We start from the raw sequence: 18,535 nt of genomic DNA, 5'->3' as shown, positions 1-18,535 counted from the left end.
GTCAGCTATTAACCTTCGTCTTGCGAATCGTCGCCCAGAATGCTGGCGGCGCCTTCGGTCGTGGACATGGTCTCAACGGCGGTCGCCAGCGGCTGACCAAGCTTAGTGACGGAGAGGTTCTGCAGCTGCTCGAGCAGCTTAACCTTGCCCGGCGCAAACAGGTTGATCACCGTCGAACCGAGCTTGAAGCGACCCATCTCCTGGCCTTTCAGCAGGGCAATGGAGCCTTCATTGTCACCCGCCGGCCAGGTCCAGCGCTTAATCACGCCTTCACGCGGCGGAGTCACGGTACCGGACCAGACGGTTTCAATGCTGCCAACGATGGTCGCACCGACCAGAATTTGCGCCATCGGACCAAATTCAGTATCGAACAGGCAGATGACGCGCTCGTTGCGGGCGAACAGATTCGGCACGTTCTGCGCGGTCAGGTGGTTAACGGAGAACAGATCGCCCGGAACGTAGATCATTTCGCGCAGAATACCGTTGCACGGCATGTGGACGCGGTGGTAGTCACGCGGCGACAGATAGGTGGTGGCGAAGTTACCGTTGCGGAACAGCTCTGCCATCTGGTAGTTGCCGGCCAGCAGCGCTTCCAGGGTGTAGTTGTGGCCTTTGGCCTGCAGGATTTTATCGTCTTCGATAGCGCCCAGCTGGCTTATGGCGCCGTCGGCAGGCATAACCAGCACGTTCGGATCGGTGTTCAGCGGACGCGCTTCATCACGCAGCGGGCGCACAAAGAAATCGTTAAAGGTGCGGTAGCTGGCGGTATCGGGCTTCTGCGCCTCTTTCATATCGACCTTGTAGCACTTCACGAACAGGTCGATGACCAGCTTCGTCAGCCAACCCGCTCGTTTGCTCGCACCCCAGCCTGCGAGGCGGGTAAGCCACAGTTTAGGCAGAATGTATTGCAGCGAAAGTTTCAGATCGTTTAACAAGGTAGCCTCCAGGCCATTATTTATCGTTCCTGACCCCCGCAACGCGTCGGGGATCTGAAAAAAGGGTCGATTCTATACGTAAACTCATCCGGATTGCATCGCGGCGGCCGGCCTGCGAATCCCCGGCAGCATAGCCGGGGAGACGGACGCCGCCAGCGCAGAGGCAGCCTGAAGGATGAAGCGTATAGCGATGCTCAGCTTAAATGTCAGTCATCGGATGATGAAAAGCTTTTACGCGTTTTTACCTGCACTTCGTTCATGCTTTCCAGAATGCGGTGGTAGTTTTCAAAACGGCGCGCGTTGATGCTGCCGTTTTCAACCGCTTCGCGAATCGCGCAGCCCGGATCGGTATCATGCTTGCAGTCGCGGTATTTGCAACGGCCTAAATAATCGTGAAATTCGACAAAACCGTGGGTGATTTGTTCCGCATCAAGGTGCCACAGGCCAAATTCGCGCACGCCGGGGGAGTCGATCACGTCGCCGCCGTGCGGGAAGTGGTAGAGGCGCGCGGCGGTGGTGGTGTGCTGGCCGAGGCCCGAGTTGTCCGAGACGTCGTTGGTCAGGATCAGATCGTCGCCGAGGCCCAGCAGCGCGTTCAGCAGGCTGGATTTACCCACCCCTGACTGCCCGGCAAAGATGCTGATGCGGCCGGTGAGGGCCTCTTTAAGCGGCTTCAGCCCGTCCTGGGTCCGGCTCGATACCATCAGCACGGGATAGCCAATTTTGCGGTAGATATCCATCTGCTCGTTGACGAACGCTAAGGCGTCCTCGTCCAGCAGGTCAATCTTGTTGAGCACAATCAGCGGCTCGACGTCCAGCGCTTCGCTCGCCACCAGATAGCGGTCAATAATGTTTAACGACAGCTCCGGTAAAATCGCGGAAACGATGACGATCTGATCGATGTTGGCGGCGATGGGCTTCACGCCATCATAGAAATCCGGACGCGTCAGGACCGAGGTCCGCTCGTGCACGGCCTCAACGATACCTTTTACCCTAACGCCGTCAGCGGCATCTTTGCCCGGGCGCCAGACCACGCGGTCGCCGGTGACCAGCGAACGGATCGTCCGGCGAATGTTGCAGCGGTGAACGCCACCGTCAACGGATTCAACGTCGGCATGCATGCCGAAGCGGCTGATGACGACGCCTTCTGAGGTCTCGCCAAACAGATTGTCATCGTAGTCGGCCTTCTCCGAAGTCGTTTTCAGGCGGCGCTGGTGGTTGGCCTTGACGCGGCGCTGTTGGCCTTTGGAGAGTTTATTTTTACTCAATCGAACTGGCTCCTGGTCGCCCTGTAGGGGCAAAACCTCTATGATACACGCTATTTTAGATGAATATAGTCACGCAAGAAGGGTGGAAAATAGCATGAGTGCAGATGAAAACAACCTGATTTGGATCGATCTTGAAATGACGGGGCTGGATCCGGAGCGCGATCGCATTATCGAAATCGCCACCCTGGTGACCGATGCAAACCTGAACATTCTGGCGGAAGGGCCGACCATTGCGGTACACCAGTCTGACGCGCAGCTGGCGCTGATGGACGAGTGGAACGTGCGCACGCATACCGGCAGCGGGCTGGTGGAGCGCGTCAAGGCCAGCACCCTGGGCGATCGCGAGGCGGAGCTGGCGACGATCGAATTCCTCAAGCAGTGGGTACCTGCGGGTAAATCGCCGATTTGCGGCAACAGCATTGGCCAGGACCGCCGCTTTCTCTTTAAGTACATGCCCGAGCTGGAAGAGTACTTTCACTACCGCTACCTCGACGTCAGCACCCTGAAAGAGCTGGCGCGCCGCTGGAAGCCGGAAATCCTCGATGGCTTTAAAAAGCAGGGCACCCATCAGGCGATGGATGATATTCGCGAATCGGTGGCGGAGCTGTCCTACTACCGCGAGCACTTTATCAAGCTGTAACGTTAAGCTCTAATCTTGCCGCCGGGGTCACAGGGCCCGGCGGCAGGCCCGGCTATTTAAACCACTTCAGCTCCATTTGCCCGAATTCAGGGGAGGCCTTGACGACCTCCAGCGCGGCATTCAGCGCGTTGAGCAGTTCCGGGTCATCCTGGCGCACCGCGATCGCCAGCTGCTTACCATAATATTTGGCGTCGGTTGCCTGCTCGTCGATGATGGCGTAGTCAGGATTCTCCTGCAGCCACGTCTCGGCGTCGGCGCGATCGCTCATTACCCCGTTAACGCTCCCCTCTTTCAGCGCGCTGAACGCGGCTGCATTGCTCTCGTAAGCGACGACGTTCACCTGTTTTTGCTTATCGTGCAGGTAGCGCTGATGAATGCTGCCTTTCGCGACGCCGATTTTTTGACCCTTCAGGTCAGCAAAACCCTGGGCGCTATTCTTAGCGCTGACAACCACGCCGGAGAGCTGCTGGCGATAGGGCTGAGTGAAGGCGACCCGCCTTTCGCGCATCGGGACGATCTCAATGCCGGCGATGATGGCGTCGAATTTCTTAAAGCGCAGAGCCGGGATGAGGGTATCGAAGCTTTGCGGCGTAAACGTGCACTCGGCCTGCATCTGTTTACAGAGCGCCCGGGCAAGATCGATATCAAAACCGGCCGGCTGGTTTTTCGCGTTGACGGTTTCAAAGGGCGGATTGGCCGTCGTAGTGCCAAAATGCAGCGTCGTTGCCGATGCCGTTCCCATAGCTAGCGCGATCAGCAGCAGGACGGAGAGCGTATTTTTCATTTTAATTTCCCTGTTTGTCATTGTTGTTGACCGTCTATGGGGTGATCATACCCGCAGAGCGGGGCGATTTTGCGCCTTTAACAAGGTCGGAAAAAGTTATTTTGCCTTATGCGCTGCTTATTTATACAATTCAGGGCGCTATCTGGCGATAAAACGTCCATTCAGACAAAAATAGAAAAAAAGTGCTCGCAGGGGGGTTGCAGCTAAATCGAATTCTCGTATAATGCGCCTCCCGTGACGAAGCAGAAATGCAAATCACGACGCCATAGAAATATGGCAAGAAGTACGCGGGAATAGCTCAGTTGGTAGAGCACGACCTTGCCAAGGTCGGGGTCGCGAGTTCGAGTCTCGTTTCCCGCTCCAAAATTTGAAAGGCACTATCCTAATCACAGGATTTCGGCTTGCGGTAAAGCTACTCAGGTAGCGGCAGGTTGAAAGACGAAGATTAAGCGGGAATAGCTCAGTTGGTAGAGCACGACCTTGCCAAGGTCGGGGTCGCGAGTTCGAGTCTCGTTTCCCGCTCCAAATTTGATAGTTACCACACCCAAGCGGGAATAGCTCAGTTGGTAGAGCACGACCTTGCCAAGGTCGGGGTCGCGAGTTCGAGTCTCGTTTCCCGCTCCAAATTTCTTCCTCATACTCAATTTATCCACAGTGCAATAGCGCGCCGGGGATGCCTTCCGTTGAATACCGGAAAATACTGTAAACAGAGTTATCCACAGGTTAAATGCAAGCGACGCGTTGCGGAAAAACTTCGACTTTTGAATAGTATCAATTCATCTCATTGAAATTTAACAATAAAATTTCATTTCAAAGTGTTAATACGATCACTTGACGTTCGTGTGCATGTTGAAACGCAATGTGTTTTTGTTTTTATTCACAGCCTGTGAATGAATCAGGCGTCTCGCGGAAGACCTTTTTCGACCACCCTGACCAGCCGCTGTTTCTTCGGCAGCTGCACCTCAACCGCGCCAGCGCTGCGCCTGGCGATTTGCTGATCTATTGCCCACTCGATATGCTCATCGAGAAGCGGATGCTCGCCCCGACGGCTCTCAAGCGCCTTGAGATGCGCTTCATCCCACGGCGCATTTCCCAGCGCCACGGCAATGTTGCGTAGCCAGCGCAGATGACCGATGCGGCGAATTGCCGATCCTTCGGTCACCTTCAGAAAATGACTCTCACTCCAGGCAAACAGCTCCACCAGCGGCGGCGCGTGCAGCGCTTTGCGCGGGCTGAAATCCTCTTCATCCGTGAGCTGGGAAAAGCGATTCCACGGGCAAATCAGCTGGCAGTCGTCGCAGCCGTAAATGCGGTTGCCGATCAGCGGACGGAACTCGATGGGGATCGCGCCTTCAAGCTCAATGGTCAAATAGGAGATGCAGCGGCGGGCGTCGACGGTATAGGGCTCGACGATGGCGCCGGTCGGGCAGATCGTCATGCAGGCGACGCAGCGCCCGCACTCTTCGGCGACCGGCCGATCGACGGGCAGGGGAATATCCACCAGCAGCTCGCCGAGGAAAAAGAACGAGCCGGCGTCGCGGTTAATAATCAGCGAGTGCTTGCCCGTCCAGCCAAGACCCGCTTTTTCCGCCAAAGGACGCTCCAGAACAGGCGCGGAATCGACAAACGGTCTAAAATTGAGCGAAGCACACTGTTCCTGAATCATCTCACCGAGTTTTTTCAGTCGGTTACGTAGCAGCTTATGATAATCGCGCCCAAGGGCATAACGGCTGACGTAGCCAAGCGCGGGATCTTTCAGGGTGCGGGCAAAAGCGGCATTCGCGGGCAGGTAGTTCATCCGTACGCTGATGACGCGTAACGTACCGGGAAGAAGCTCATGAGGGCGCGCGCGCATCATGCCGTGGCGCGCCATCCACTCCATCTCTCCGTGGTACTGTTTGTCCAGCCATGCCTGCAGTTTGGGTTCGCTGACGCTGAGATCGGTATCGGTGATACCCACCTGCTGGAACCCGAGTTCAGTGCCCCATTGCTTGATTTGTTGCGCTAATTTATTGAGATCGAGGGGCTGTAACATGATGGACCATACAATGACGAAAAACTCTGTCAGTATACCACACTTCATCTGCCCTGCAGAGGCGCTCCGGCGGGCGGAAAAAGAGGCTGCCGATAGCCTCGGGCTGACCCTGTTTGAGCTGATGCGCAGGGCCGGCGAAGCGGCTTTCCAGCTGGCGCGCAGCCGCTACCCTGCCAGCCAGAACTGGCTGATTCTTTGCGGCCACGGCAACAACGGCGGCGACGGCTACGTCGTTGCTCGCCTGGCGCAGGCGGAAGGGATTGAGGTGACGCTGCTGGCGCTGGAGAGCGAGAAGCCGCTGCCGGAGGAGGCGCACGCCGCACGCGAAGAGTGGCTCAACGCCGGCGGGACGATCCACGCGGCGGATATCGCCTGGCCGGAAGCGATCTCGCTGATTATTGACGGACTGCTGGGCACCGGCCTGCGCAGCGCTCCGCGCAGGCCTGCCGCCGAGCTTATCGCGCGCGCCAATGCGCATCCGGCGCCGATAGTCGCGCTGGATATCCCCTCCGGGCTCAATGCGCAGACCGGAACCACGCCGGGGGCGGTCATCCATGCGGCCCATACGATAACCTTTATCGCCCTCAAGCCGGGGCTGCTGACCGGTAAAGCCCGCGACGTGGTGGGTCAGCTGCACTACCACTCCCTGGGCCTCGACGGCTGGCTTGCCGGACAAAGGTTCCCGCTGGCGCGCTTTGATGCCTCGCAGCTGGCGGAGTGGCTGCCGCCGCGCCGCGCGACCTCCCATAAAGGCGATCACGGCAGGCTGGCAATCGTGGGTGGCGACCGCGGCACCGCTGGCGCCATCAGGATGGCCGGAGAAGCTGCGCTGCGGGCGGGAGCGGGGCTGGTGCGGGTGTTGACTCATCCGGAAAATATTGCGCCGATTATTACCGCCAGGCCGGAGCTGATGGTGGATGCGCTCACGCCGCAGAGCCTCGATGAAAGCCTGCAGTGGGCTGATGTGGTGGCGATCGGTCCGGGACTCGGCCAGAGCGAATGGGCGACGCGGGCGCTACGCCAGCTGGAGAGCTTTGCGAAACCGATGGTGTGGGATGCGGATGCGTTGAACCTGCTGGCAATCAATGCCGATAAACGTCACAATCGCGTGCTGACGCCACACCCCGGCGAAGCCGCCCGCCTGCTTGACTGCAGCGTGGCAGAAATTGAAAGCGATCGCTTACATTCTGCTCAACGTCTGGTAAAACGTTATGGTGGCGTGGTGGTGCTGAAAGGCGCGGGGACGGTGGTGGCCAGTGAAGCAGGCGAGATGGGTATTATCGATGCCGGCAATGCCGGTATGGCCAGCGGCGGAATGGGCGATGTGCTCACCGGTATTATTGCCGCTCTGTTAGGGCAAAAGCTGACGCCGTATGATGCTGCCTGCGCCGGTTGCGTGGCGCACGGCGAAGCCGCAGACCGACTGGCTGCCAGAGATGGCACCCGTGGGATGCTGGCGACCGATCTCTTTTCCACGCTCAGGCGTGTTGTTAACCCGGATGTGATTGACGTAGACCATGATTAACCGAGTGATTCCCTTACCCGACGAGCAGGCAACCCTGGACCTTGGCAACCGCATTGCACGGCTCTGTACGGGCGCCACGGTCATCTATCTGTATGGCGATTTAGGCGCGGGTAAAACTACCTTCAGCCGCGGCTTTTTACATGCACTCGGCCACCGCGGGAATGTCAAAAGCCCAACCTACACGCTGGTGGAGCCGTACACCCTAGAAAACCTGATGGTGTATCACTTTGATCTCTACCGCCTGGCGGACCCCGAAGAGCTCGAGTTTATGGGGATCCGTGACTATTTTACTGACGATGCTATCTGCCTGGTTGAATGGCCGCAGCAGGGCGCGGGCGTGCTGCCCGAGCCGGATGTCGAAATTCATCTTGAGTATCAGGCACAAGGGCGTGAGGCGCGCGTAACGGCAGTCTCCTCATTGGGTGAGTCTTTACTGGCGCGTTTAGCCTGAAGGATCGCGGGATGAAATATCGCATAACTCCCTGGCTGGCCGCTGCGCTGATGCTGTTTAGCATGCAGACCTTTGCGGCAAGTTTATCCGATATCCAGGTCTCTAACGGAGATCGGCAGGCCCGTATTACCATTAGCTTTATCGGCGATCCCGAATACTCTTTTAGCCCGCAGGGCAAACGCACGGTGGCGCTGGATATCAAGCAGACCGGCACCCTGCAGGGATTACCGCTGCTGTTTAGCGGCAGCAACCTGGTGAAAAGCATCCGCGCGGGCGCCGCGCAGGATACCCAGTCTCTGCGCCTGCTGGTGGACCTGACGGAAGACGGTAAGACTCGCGCGGTGAAGCAGCAAAACGGCTCTAATTATACCGTGGTGTTCACGATTAACGCCGACGTCCCGCCGCCGCCTCCACCGCCTCCGGCGGTCGTGAAGCGGGTGGAGACGCCGACGATCGCCCCACGTCCGGTGCCGGTGGCGCCGGCGCGCAATCCGTTTAAGTCATCGGGTAACGAACGGCAAACGGTGATGACTGAGAGTCATCCCGTGACGCGCCCGACCGCGCGCGCGGTGGCGACGGACGATAAGGTCATTATTGCGATCGATGCCGGCCACGGTGGCCAGGACCCGGGCGCGATCGGCCCGGATGGTACCAAAGAGAAGAACGTGACGATTGCGATTGCCCGCAAGCTGCGCGCGTTGCTGAACGCCGATCCGCTGTTCAAGCCGGTGCTGACCCGCGACGGCGACTACTTTATTTCGGTGATGGGCCGTTCGGACGTCGCCCGTAAGCAAAATGCCAACTTCCTGGTGTCGATTCACGCCGATGCGGCACCGAACCGTGATGCGACCGGCGCGTCGGTATGGGTGCTGTCTAACCGTCGCGCCAATAGCGAAATGGCTGGCTGGCTTGAGCAGCATGAGAAGCAGTCCGAGCTGCTCGGCGGCGCCGGCGACGTGCTGGCGAACAGCCAGTCGGATCCCTACCTGAGCCAGGCGGTGCTGGATTTACAGTTCGGCCATTCCCAGCGCGTCGGGTATGATGTGGCGACTAACGTATTGAGCCAGCTGCAGCGGGTCGGCGATCTCCACAAGCGCCGTCCGGAACACGCCAGCCTCGGCGTGCTGCGTTCGCCGGATATTCCGTCGATCCTCGTCGAAACCGGCTTTATCAGCAACACCGGCGAAGAGCGGCTGCTGGCCAGCGACAGCTATCAGCAGCAGCTTGCCGAAGCGATTTATAACGGTCTGCGTAATTACTTTATGCAGCACCCGCTGCAATCAGCCCCGCGCGGCGAACCCGCACAAACGGCCAGCGCCGCGTCGCCTGGCAGGACGTTGATAAATTAAGGAGTCAGTCATGCCGATTCAGGTTCTGCCGCCGCAGCTCGCCAACCAGATTGCCGCAGGTGAGGTGGTGGAACGTCCGGCGTCGGTGGTTAAGGAGCTGGTCGAAAACAGCCTTGATGCCGGCGCGACCCGAATTGATATTGATATCGAACGCGGCGGCGCGAAGCTTATCCGCATTCGGGACAACGGCTGCGGCATCAAAAAGGACGAACTGGCGCTGGCGCTGGCTCGCCACGCCACCAGTAAAATTGCCTCCCTCGACGATCTGGAAGCTATCATCAGCCTCGGCTTTCGCGGGGAAGCGCTGGCCAGTATCAGCTCGGTGGCGCGGCTGACCCTGACCTCGCGCACGGCGGAGCAGCAGGAGGCCTGGCAGGCCTACGCCGAAGGGCGCGATCAGGACGTGACCGTCAAGCCGGCGGCGCATCCGGTCGGCACCACGCTGGAAGTGCTGGATCTGTTCTATAACACCCCGGCCCGCCGCAAATTTATGCGTACCGAAAAGACGGAATTTAACCATATCGATGAAATCGTCCGCCGCATCGCGCTGGCGCGTTTCGACGTTACGATTAATCTCAGCCATAACGGCAAGGCGATGCGCCAGTATCGCGCCGTACCCGCGGGCGGGCAGCGCGAGCGGCGGCTGGGGGCTATCTGCGGCACGCCGTTCCTCGAGCAGACGCTGGCGATTGAGTGGCAGCACGGCGATCTGACCCTCAGCGGCTGGGTGGCCGATCCTCTGCATACCAATCCGACGCTGGCGGAGATTCAGTACTGCTACGTCAATGGCCGTATGATGCGCGATCGGCTGATCAACCACGCTATTCGCCAGGCCTGTGAAGATAAGCTCGGGGCCGATCAGCAGCCGGCTTTTGTCCTGTACCTTGAGATTGACCCGCACCAGGTGGATGTGAATGTCCATCCGGCTAAGCACGAGGTGCGTTTTCATCAGTCTCGCCTGGTCCATGATTTTATCTATCAAGGGGTGCTTAGCGTCCTCCAGCAGCAGCTCAGCGCGCCGCTGGCGGAAGAGGATGCGGGGCAGCCGGCGCGCCTTCAGGTACCGGAGAACCGGGTAGCGGCGGGGGCTAACCATTTTGCTCAGCCCGTCCCCGCGCGTGAGCCGGCCGCAGCGCGCTACGGTCGCGAAACGCCGCGCGAGCCTTCCAGTCCGGCTGGAGGCGGCGGCGCCGGCTGGCCGCATGCGCAGCCGGGATACCAAAAGCAGCAGGGGGCCCTGTATCGTCAGCTGCTCGAGACGCCGGCCGCCGAGCGTAAAAGCAGCGCCTCGGCGGCCGCTGCGGAAGGTTTATCCGGGCACAGCCAAAGCTTTGGCCGCGTGCTGACCATCGTTGATGGCGATTGCGCGCTGCTGGAACGTGACGGCAGGCTGGCGCTTCTGGCGCTGCCGGTGGCCGAACGCTGGCTGCGTCAGGCGCAGCTGACGCCCGCCGGGGAGCCGGTTTGCGGGCAGCCGCTGCTGATCCCGCTGCGGCTAAAGGTATCGGCCGCGGAAAAGGACGCGCTGGCGAAAGCGCAGGCGGCGCTGGTGGCTTTGGGTATCGATCTGCAGTCCGATGCGCAGCATTTGACGGTTCGCGCGGTGCCTTTACCCTTAAGACAACAAAATTTACAAATCTTGATTCCTGAACTGATAGGCTACCTGGCGCAGCGAAAGGCATTTGACGTCGGTGACATCGCGCAGTGGATCGCGCGCAACCTGGCGAGCGAGCACGCGCAGTGGAATATGGCGCAGGCAATTAGCGTGCTGGCGGACGTAGAGCGTTTATGTCCGCAGCTGGTAAAAGCTCCGCCGGGTGGCCTGTTACAACCCGTTGACCTGAATTCGGCGATGAATGCCCTGAAAGATGAGTGATGTAACTGAGGCGAGCCTGCCTAAGGCAATATTTTTAATGGGCCCAACGGCCTCCGGTAAAACGGCGCTGGCCATTGCTTTGCGTAAAATTTTACCGGTAGAGTTGATTAGTGTCGATTCCGCCCTTATCTATCGAGGAATGGACATTGGTACGGCCAAGCCGGATGCGGCAGAGCTGAGCGCAGCCCCGCATCGACTGCTGGATATTCTCGACCCGGCAGAGGCTTACTCCGCGGCGGACTTTCGTCGCGATGCGCTGGCAGAAATGGCGGATATCGTCGCTGCCGGGCGTATTCCGCTACTTGTTGGCGGAACAATGTTGTATTTCAAAGCGTTGCTGGAAGGGCTTTCGCCGCTACCGTCGGCAGATCCCGAGGTTAGAGCAAAAATTGAGCAGCAGGCAGCAGAGCAGGGGTGGCACGCACTGCACCGGCAGCTACAGGAGATCGATCCCGTCGCCGCCGCGCGTATTCATCCAAATGATCCGCAAAGACTTTCCCGAGCACTGGAAGTTTTTTTCATTTCGGGTAAAACTTTAACGGAACTGACGCAAACGTCGGGAGATGCTCTGCCGTACAGGGTGCATCAGTTCGCCATCGCCCCGGCGAGCCGGGAACTGCTCCATCAGCGCATAGAACAGCGTTTTCATCAGATGTTGGCTTCAGGTTTTGAAGCAGAAGTACGGGCGCTATTTGCCCGCGGAGATTTGCATACGGATATGCCTTCCATTCGTTGTGTAGGATATCGCCAGATGTGGTCATACCTTGATGGCGAGATCCCGTATGATGAAATGGTTTATCGAGGTGTTTGCGCCACGAGACAGTTAGCCAAGCGTCAGATAACCTGGTTGCGCGGCTGGGAAGATATTCACTGGTTAGACAGTGAACAACCTGAACAGGCGCTCAACAAAGTATTACAGGTAGTTGGTGCGAGCCAGGACTGAACGTGTACAATTAAACGGTATCGTGCGTAATTTTTTTTAAGAATCGTAAGGTTCTGAGTACAAAACAAGCATACATATAAGGAAAAGAGAGAATGGCTAAGGGGCAATCTTTACAAGATCCGTTCCTGAACGCTTTGCGTCGGGAACGCGTTCCGGTTTCTATTTATTTGGTGAATGGTATTAAGCTGCAAGGGCAAATTGAGTCTTTCGATCAGTTCGTGATCCTGTTGAAGAACACGGTCAGCCAGATGGTCTACAAGCACGCAATTTCTACCGTTGTTCCGTCTCGCCCGGTGTCTCACCACAGCAATAATGCTGGCGGCGGTACAAGCAACTATCACCACGGTGGTAGCGCGCAGGGTTCTTCTGCGCCGCAGCAAGACAGCGAAGACGCCGAATAAGGTTAATGCTGTTTTTCCAGGGCGGGGAGCCTGGTTTTACTCTATGAGTTTTGGGTTGCAGGAAGGCGGTATGTAGTGAATCCCCAGGCGTTTACAGCCGTAAATGGCTGGGGTAAACGAGTAAAGCCAATACTCACGCAGCCGGAAAGACCACGAGTGACCCTGTTCCCCGCTGGTATTTTAGAAGGGGTTTACGCTTGTTTGACCGTTATGATGCCGGTGAGCAGGCGGTGCTGGTACACATCTATTTTTCGCAAGACAAAGATATGGAAGACCTTCAGGAGTTTGAATCCCTGGTCTCCTCTGCCGGTGTCGAAGCAATGCAGGTGATTACCGGTAGCCGTAAAGCACCGCACCCGAAATATTTTGTTGGTGAAGGTAAGGCTGTCGAAATTGCGGAAGCCGTAAAAGCGACCGGCGCGTCGGTCGTGCTGTTCGATCATGCCCTGAGCCCAGCCCAGGAACGCAACCTGGAGCGCCTGTGCGAATGCCGGGTTATCGATCGTACAGGACTTATTTTAGATATTTTCGCCCAGCGAGCGCGCACCCACGAAGGGAAACTGCAGGTTGAGCTGGCGCAGCTGCGCCATATGGCGACACGCCTGGTACGCGGCTGGACCCACCTTGAAAGACAGAAGGGCGGGATTGGTTTGCGTGGCCCGGGTGAAACCCAGCTCGAGACTGACCGTCGACTGCTGCGTAACCGCATTATGCAGATCCTCGGGCGGCTGGAAAAAGTATCAAAGCAGCGTGAACAGGGACGGCGGTCACGAGCCAAAGCCGACATTCCCACCGTGTCGCTGGTGGGGTACACCAACGCCGGGAAATCAACGCTGTTTAACCAGATAACCGAAGCTGAGGTTTACGCGGCGGACCAGCTGTTCGCGACTTTGGACCCGACGCTGCGCCGCATCGACGTCACTGACGTTGGTGAAACCGTGCTGGCGGACACCGTAGGCTTTATTCGTCACCTGCCGCACGATTTGGTCGCCGCGTTTAAAGCCACGCTGCAGGAGACGCGTCAGGCGACGCTGCTGCTGCACGTGATCGACGCAGCCGACGTCCGTCTGCAGGAAAACATTGATGCCGTAAATACGGTTCTCGCTGAAATCGAGGCCGATGAGATCCCGGTGCTGCTGGTGATGAACAAAATCGACATGCTTGACGATTTTGAACCGCGTATCGACCGGGATGAAGAGAATAAACCGATTCGGGTCTGGCTCTCTGCGCAGACCGGAGTTGGGGTACCGCTGCTTTTTCAGGCTTTGACGGAACGGCTTTCCGGTGAAGTGGCTCAGCACACGCTGCGCCTACCGCCGGAGGAAGGGCGACTGAGAAGTCGGTTCTATCAGCTTCAGGCGATAGAAAAAGAGTGGCTGGAGGATGACGGCAGCGTGAGTCTGCAGGTGCGCATGCCGATTGTTGACTGGCGTCGCCTCTGTAAACAAGAGCCAGCGCTGGTTGATTACGTGATTTGACCTTGCAGCTTGCCTGAAGATATTAACCCCTGTGGGGATATCAAAAACAAATATGGAGCATATACATGGCGTGGAATCAGCCCGGTAATAACGGACAGGACCGCGACCCGTGGGGGAGCAGCAATAACCAAGGCGGCAACTCCGGGGGAAATGGCAATAAAGGTGGTCGCGAGCAGGGGCCGCCCGATCTGGATGATATCTTCCGCAAGTTAAGTAAAAAACTTGGCGGTCTCGGTGGCGGCAAAGGGGGACAGGGAGGCGCTAGCGGCTCTCAGGGACCTCGCGGGCCTATGGGCGGACGCATTGTCGGCATCGTTGCCGCAGCCGCCGTTATTATCTGGGCAGCCAGCGGTTTCTATACCATCAAGGAAGCGGAACGTGGTGTGGTGACTCGCTTTGGTAAATTCAGCCATCTGGTTGAGCCGGGTCTTAACTGGAAGCCAACCTTTATTGATAACGTGCAGGCAGTCAACGTTGAATCGGTACGTGAACTGGCGGCTTCTGGCGTCATGCTGACGTCTGACGAAAACGTCGTGCGCGTTGAGATGAACGTGCAGTATCGGGTAACCGATCCAGAACGCTACCTGTTTAGCGTTGCCAGCGCCGACGATAGCCTGCGTCAGGCAACCGACAGCGCCCTGCGCGGCGTTATCGGCAAGTACACCATGGACCGTATTCTGACTGAAGGCCGTACCGTGATTCGTAGCGATACCCAGCGCGAGCTGGAAGAGACGATTCGTCCGTACGATATGGGTATTACCCTGCTGGACGTCAACTTCCAGACGGCGCGTCCGCCGGAAGAGGTGAAGGCCGCGTTTGACGATGCGATTGCCGCGCGTGAGAACGAGCAGCAGTACATCCGCGAAGCCGAAGCTTACACCAACGAAGTTCAGCCGCGAGCTAACGGTGCAGCGCAGCGTATCCTCGAAGAGGCGCGTGCGTACAAGACTCAGACCGTTCTTGAAGCTCAGGGTGAGGTCGCGCGCTTTGCGAAGATCCTGCCTGAGTACAAAGCCGCGCCGGAGATTACCCGCGAGCGTCTGTATATCGAAAGCATGGAAAAAGTGCTGAGCCACACCCGCAAAGTGCTGGTTAACGATAAGGGCGGCAATCTGATGGTTCTGCCTCTGGACCAGATGCTGAAAGGCGCCGGTACGCCGGCAGCAAAGGGCAATAGCAGCGGTGCGAACGATCTGCTGCGCCTGCCGCCTGCTTCCAGCTCAAGCAGCGCCAGCACCACGTCGACCACTACGGATGGCAACATTATGGACCAACGTCGCGCCAACGCGCAGCGTAACGACTACCAGCGTCAGGGGGAATAACGATGCGTAAACCTGTAATTGCGATTATTGCCATCGTGCTGGTAGTGCTTTACATGTCTATCTTTGTGGTTAAAGAGGGCGAGCGCGGTATTACGCTGCGTTTTGGTAAGGTACTGCGCGATAGCGAAAATAAACCGCTGGTCTATTCGCCGGGTCTGCACTTCAAGATCCCGTTCATTGAATCAGTGAAAACGCTCGATGCGCGTATTCAGACTATGGATAACCAGGCCGATCGCTTTGTTACCAAAGAGAAGAAAGACCTGATCGTCGACTCATACATCAAGTGGCGTATCAGCGACTTCAGCCGTTACTATCTGGCAACCGGCGGCGGCGACGTCTCCCAGGCCGAGGTGCTGCTGAAGCGTAAATTCTCTGACCGTCTGCGTTCTGAGATTGGTCGCCTGGACGTGAAGGATATCGTGACCGATTCCCGCGGTCGCCTGACTCTGGAAGTGCGCGATGCGCTGAACTCCGGCTCAGCGGGCACCGAAGATGAAGTCAGCACGCCGGCCGCTGATGATGCTATCGCCAAAGCGGCGGAGCGCGTATCGGCAGAAACTAACGGCAAGGTTCCGGTTGTTAACCCGAACAGTATGGCGGCGCTGGGTATTGAAGTCGTCGACGTACGAATCAAGCAGATCAACCTGCCGGCCGAAGTGTCTGAAGCGATTTATAACCGTATGCGCGCCGAGCGTGAAGCGGTTGCTCGTCGCCACCGTTCACAGGGCCAGGAAGAGGCTGAGAAGCTGCGCGCTACCGCGGACTATGAAGTGACCAAGACGCTGGCAGAAGCCGAGCGCCAGGGCCGCATCATGCGTGGTGAAGGCGATGCAGAGTCGGCCAAGCTGTTTGCCGATGCGTTTAGCCAGGATCCGGGCTTCTATGCCTTTATCCGTAGCCTGCGCGCCTATGAGAACAGCTTCCAGGGTAACCAGGATGTGATGGTTCTCAGCCCGGACAGCGATTTCTTCCGCTACATGAAGTCACCTGACTCCGCTCGCAAATAAGCGATTTAGTCAGCCAAAGGGCGCCTTGAGAAAGGCGCCTTTTTTATATTTTTAAATCAGGAAATAACTTTTAACACAATGGGTTATACGTTTTTCCTGCAAAAAAAGTGCATAATCAACGCGGCATGCCGGACAATATGCAACATGGGCAAAAAGCGTCATGGCTCAGGCCCTAACGCTCTGCGGCGACGCTGGTTTCGTTTCTCACTAAAGGTTAATCATGAACTCAACAATCTGGCTGGCACTGGCGCTGGTTTTAGTACTTGAAGGGCTAGGTCCGCTGCTTTATCCGCGCGCCTGGCGTCGGATGATCGCCACAATGAGCCAGCTGCCGGATAATATATTACGCCGTTTTGGCGGCGGTCTTGTGGTTGCCGGGATAGTCATCTACTACATGTTGACGAAATCACTGGGCTGATCAAAAAGTGGCCAGACCTGGCTGATATTGAGTGCAAAAAGTGCTGTAACTCTGAAAAAGCGATGGTAGAATCCATTTTTAAGCAAACGGTGATTTTGAAAAATGGGCAACAACGTCGTCGTACTGGGCACCCAATGGGGTGACGAAGGTAAAGGGAAGATCGTCGATCTCCTGACTGAACGGGCTAAATATGTTGTGCGCTACCAGGGTGGTCACAACGCAGGCCATACTCTCGTAATCAACGGTGAAAAAACCGTCCTGCATCTTATTCCATCAGGTATTCTCCGCGAAAATGTCACCAGCATCATCGGTAACGGTGTTGTGCTGTCTCCGGCTGCGCTGATGAAAGAAATGAAAGGACTGGAAGACCGTGGTATCTCTGTCCGTGAGCGTCTGCTGCTGTCCGAAGCCTGTCCGCTTATCCTCGATTATCACGTTGCGCTGGACGTTGCGCGTGAAAAAGCACGCGGTGCGAAAGCTATCGGTACCACCGGTCGCGGCATCGGGCCTGCTTACGAAGATAAAGTCGCTCGCCGCGGCCTGCGCGTGGGTGACCTGTTTGATAAAGCCACCTTCGCTGACAAACTGAAAGAAGTGATGGAATATCACAACTTCCAGCTGGTGAACTTCTACAAAGCGGAAGCGGTTGATTATCAAAAAGTCCTTGATGACGTGATGGCGATTGCCGACATCCTGACGGCGATGGTTGTCGACGTCTCCGATCTGCTGGATCAGGCGCGTCAGCGCGGCGACTTCGTGATGTTCGAAGGCGCACAGGGCACTCTGCTGGATATCGACCACGGTACCTATCCGTACGTAACCTCCTCCAACACCACCGCGGGTGGCGTGGCAACCGGCTCTGGCCTGGGTCCGCGCTATGTGGATTACGTTCTGGGTATCATCAAAGCTTACTCTACTCGCGTAGGGGCAGGTCCGTTCCCGACCGAGCTGTTTGATGACATCGGCGAGTTCCTGTGCAAGCAGGGTAACGAATTCGGCGCCACTACCGGCCGTCGTCGTCGTACCGGCTGGCTGGATATCGTGGCGATCCGTCGCGCGGTGCAGATCAACTCCCTGTCCGGCTTCTGCCTGACCAAGCTGGACGTACTGGACGGCCTGAAAGAAGTTAAACTCTGCGTAGCTTACCGTATGCCGGACGGCCGCGAAGTGACTACCACTCCGCTGGCAGCCGACAACTGGGAAGGCATTGAGCCGATCTATGAAGTCATGCCGGGCTGGTCCGAAACCACCTTCGGCGTGAAAGAGCGTAGCGGCCTGCCGCAGGCGGCCCTGAACTACATCGCGCGTATTGAAGAGCTGACCGGCGTACCGGTTGATATTATCTCTACCGGTCCTGACCGTACCGAGACGATGATTCTGCGCGACCCGTTCGACGCATAATTATCTCCAGGGGCGCCGATTGGGCGCCCCTTGTTTTTGCTGCCTACCCGCCCCATTTCAAATAAATTAGCGGCCTGTGCGTCGGCTGGTTTATCATCAATATAGTCATACCCTGCGGATTCACCGCTTTCCCCTTACCCTGAGGTTGCTGTGCAGTTAACGAGTTTCACTGATTACGGATTACGAGCGCTTATCTATATGGCGTCGCTACCGGATGGCCGAATGACGAGCATCTCTGAAGTGACGGAGGTCTACGGCGTGTCGCGTAATCATATGGTAAAAATAATCAATCAGCTGAGTCGCTCTGGTTACGTTATGGCGGTGCGGGGAAAGAACGGGGGGATTCGCCTCGGTAAGCCGGCAAAAACGATTCGTGTAGGTGACGTGGTTCGCGATCTTGAGCCGCTATCGCTGGTCAACTGCAGCAGCGAATTTTGCCACATTACTCCCGCGTGTCGCCTGAAACAGGCGCTTGCAGAAGCGGCGCAAAGTTTTCTTAAGGAACTTGATAACTACACGCTGGCTGATTTGGTTGAAGAGAATCAACCGCTTTATAAATTATTGCTGGTGTAAAGAATTAAAGGCCGAGTATTTCAGGTCGCATCGCGGCGGCAACTGAACGAATCTCCGGGAGCTTACTCAGGTAAGTGACCGGAGTGAGTGAAGGCAGCTAACAAAGAGGCGGCGTGAAAGACGAAGGAA

17 protein-coding genes and 3 tRNA genes are annotated in these 18,535 nt (G+C 57.3%); 16 read left to right on the top strand and 4 right to left on the bottom strand.

Annotated elements, in window-relative coordinates; translation table 11 throughout:
- Window positions 1–8: 8 nt before the first annotated feature.
- Both asd and rsgA read right to left on the bottom strand, forming a co-directional pair.
- Window positions 9–935 (bottom strand): archaetidylserine decarboxylase, encoded by a 927-nt coding sequence (gene asd, locus MMW58_RS26460; RefSeq protein ID WP_123709908.1) that lies wholly within the window; start codon window positions 933–935, stop codon window positions 9–11.
- 206 nt (window positions 936–1,141) lie between these two features.
- Window positions 1,142–2,203 carry a small ribosomal subunit biogenesis GTPase RsgA gene (gene rsgA / locus MMW58_RS26455; RefSeq protein WP_241722434.1) on the bottom strand — a complete coding sequence of 354 codons (1,062 nt, stop codon included), beginning with the start codon at window positions 2,201–2,203 and terminating at the stop codon, window positions 1,142–1,144.
- 94 nt (window positions 2,204–2,297) lie between these two features.
- Between rsgA and orn the strand changes: the two genes are divergently transcribed.
- A complete protein-coding gene (gene orn, locus MMW58_RS26450) occupies window positions 2,298–2,843 on the top strand; it encodes an oligoribonuclease (protein WP_133601098.1) in 546 nt (181 codons plus the stop codon).
- Window positions 2,844–2,895: 52 nt separating this feature from the next.
- Here orn and MMW58_RS26445 read toward each other — a convergent pair whose 3' ends face one another.
- Complete coding sequence (locus tag MMW58_RS26445) at window positions 2,896–3,627, bottom strand: transporter substrate-binding domain-containing protein (RefSeq protein WP_133601097.1); 732 nt, start codon at window positions 3,625–3,627, stop codon at window positions 2,896–2,898.
- Window positions 3,628–3,914: 287 nt separating this feature from the next.
- On the opposite strand from MMW58_RS26445, the gene MMW58_RS26440 reads away from it, so the two are divergent.
- The 3 genes from MMW58_RS26440 (at window position 3,915) to MMW58_RS26430 (ending at window position 4,251) form a co-directional block, all read left to right on the top strand.
- A tRNA-Gly gene (locus MMW58_RS26440) sits at window positions 3,915–3,990 on the top strand.
- An 86-nt stretch (window positions 3,991–4,076) separates the two neighbouring features.
- Window positions 4,077–4,152, top strand: a tRNA-Gly gene (locus MMW58_RS26435).
- Window positions 4,153–4,175: 23 nt separating this feature from the next.
- Window positions 4,176–4,251: transfer RNA gene (locus tag MMW58_RS26430), tRNA-Gly, on the top strand.
- 271 nt (window positions 4,252–4,522) lie between these two features.
- On the opposite strand, the gene queG is transcribed toward MMW58_RS26430, so the two are convergent.
- Complete coding sequence (queG, locus tag MMW58_RS26425; RefSeq protein WP_041143706.1) at window positions 4,523–5,662, bottom strand: tRNA epoxyqueuosine(34) reductase QueG; 1,140 nt, start codon at window positions 5,660–5,662, stop codon at window positions 4,523–4,525.
- Window positions 5,663–5,675: 13 nt separating this feature from the next.
- Here queG and nnr point away from each other — a divergent pair, with 13 nt between their 5' ends.
- From nnr to nsrR, 12 genes are all read left to right on the top strand, one after another.
- Entirely contained in the window at window positions 5,676–7,187 is a 1,512-nt protein-coding gene (nnr, locus tag MMW58_RS26420; protein WP_241722433.1) for a bifunctional ADP-dependent NAD(P)H-hydrate dehydratase/NAD(P)H-hydrate epimerase, read from the top strand.
- Window positions 7,180–7,638 (top strand): tRNA (adenosine(37)-N6)-threonylcarbamoyltransferase complex ATPase subunit type 1 TsaE, encoded by a 459-nt coding sequence (gene tsaE, locus MMW58_RS26415; RefSeq protein WP_041143708.1) that lies wholly within the window; start codon window positions 7,180–7,182, stop codon window positions 7,636–7,638. Before nnr ends, tsaE begins: the two co-directional genes overlap by 8 nt.
- Window positions 7,639–7,649: 11 nt before the next feature.
- Complete coding sequence (gene amiB / locus MMW58_RS26410) at window positions 7,650–8,987, top strand: N-acetylmuramoyl-L-alanine amidase AmiB (protein WP_241722432.1); 1,338 nt, start codon at window positions 7,650–7,652, stop codon at window positions 8,985–8,987.
- A 10-nt stretch (window positions 8,988–8,997) separates the two neighbouring features.
- Window positions 8,998–10,863 (top strand): DNA mismatch repair endonuclease MutL, encoded by a 1,866-nt coding sequence (mutL, locus tag MMW58_RS26405; protein ID WP_241722431.1) that lies wholly within the window; start codon window positions 8,998–9,000, stop codon window positions 10,861–10,863.
- Window positions 10,856–11,806 (top strand): tRNA (adenosine(37)-N6)-dimethylallyltransferase MiaA, encoded by a 951-nt coding sequence (miaA, locus tag MMW58_RS26400; RefSeq protein WP_159237489.1) that lies wholly within the window; start codon window positions 10,856–10,858, stop codon window positions 11,804–11,806. Before mutL ends, miaA begins: the two co-directional genes overlap by 8 nt.
- 92 nt (window positions 11,807–11,898) lie before the next feature.
- Complete coding sequence (gene hfq / locus MMW58_RS26395) at window positions 11,899–12,207, top strand: RNA chaperone Hfq (protein ID WP_041143712.1); 309 nt, start codon at window positions 11,899–11,901, stop codon at window positions 12,205–12,207.
- Between the two features lie 197 nt (window positions 12,208–12,404).
- Window positions 12,405–13,685, top strand: coding sequence for a ribosome rescue GTPase HflX (gene hflX / locus MMW58_RS26390; RefSeq protein WP_159237490.1), 1,281 nt, complete (start codon window positions 12,405–12,407; stop codon window positions 13,683–13,685).
- A 65-nt stretch (window positions 13,686–13,750) separates the two neighbouring features.
- Complete coding sequence (gene hflK, locus MMW58_RS26385; RefSeq protein WP_045853362.1) at window positions 13,751–15,007, top strand: FtsH protease activity modulator HflK; 1,257 nt, start codon at window positions 13,751–13,753, stop codon at window positions 15,005–15,007.
- Between the two features lie 2 nt (window positions 15,008–15,009).
- The gene (gene hflC / locus MMW58_RS26380) at window positions 15,010–16,014 is read left to right on the top strand and encodes a protease modulator HflC (RefSeq protein ID WP_041143715.1); all 1,005 of its coding nucleotides are present in this window, start codon (window positions 15,010–15,012) and stop codon (window positions 16,012–16,014) included.
- A 220-nt stretch (window positions 16,015–16,234) separates the two neighbouring features.
- A complete protein-coding gene (locus tag MMW58_RS26375; RefSeq protein WP_133601092.1) occupies window positions 16,235–16,432 on the top strand; it encodes a DUF2065 domain-containing protein in 198 nt (65 codons plus the stop codon).
- A gap of 102 nt (window positions 16,433–16,534) precedes the next feature.
- The gene (gene purA, locus MMW58_RS26370; RefSeq protein WP_241722430.1) at window positions 16,535–17,833 is read left to right on the top strand and encodes an adenylosuccinate synthase; all 1,299 of its coding nucleotides are present in this window, start codon (window positions 16,535–16,537) and stop codon (window positions 17,831–17,833) included.
- A gap of 150 nt (window positions 17,834–17,983) precedes the next feature.
- Window positions 17,984–18,406 carry a nitric oxide-sensing transcriptional repressor NsrR gene (gene nsrR / locus MMW58_RS26365; protein ID WP_076947037.1) on the top strand — a complete coding sequence of 141 codons (423 nt, stop codon included), beginning with the start codon at window positions 17,984–17,986 and terminating at the stop codon, window positions 18,404–18,406.
- The last annotated feature ends 129 nt before the right edge of the window (window positions 18,407–18,535 follow it).

Origin of the sequence: Klebsiella sp. HC6, assembly GCF_022605325.1 — a bacterium.
Taxonomy (GTDB): Bacteria; Pseudomonadota; Gammaproteobacteria; order Enterobacterales; family Enterobacteriaceae; genus Klebsiella; species Klebsiella terrigena.
Note: the sequence above shows the minus strand (reverse complement) of the source record. Positions and strands in the feature narration are given on the sequence as shown.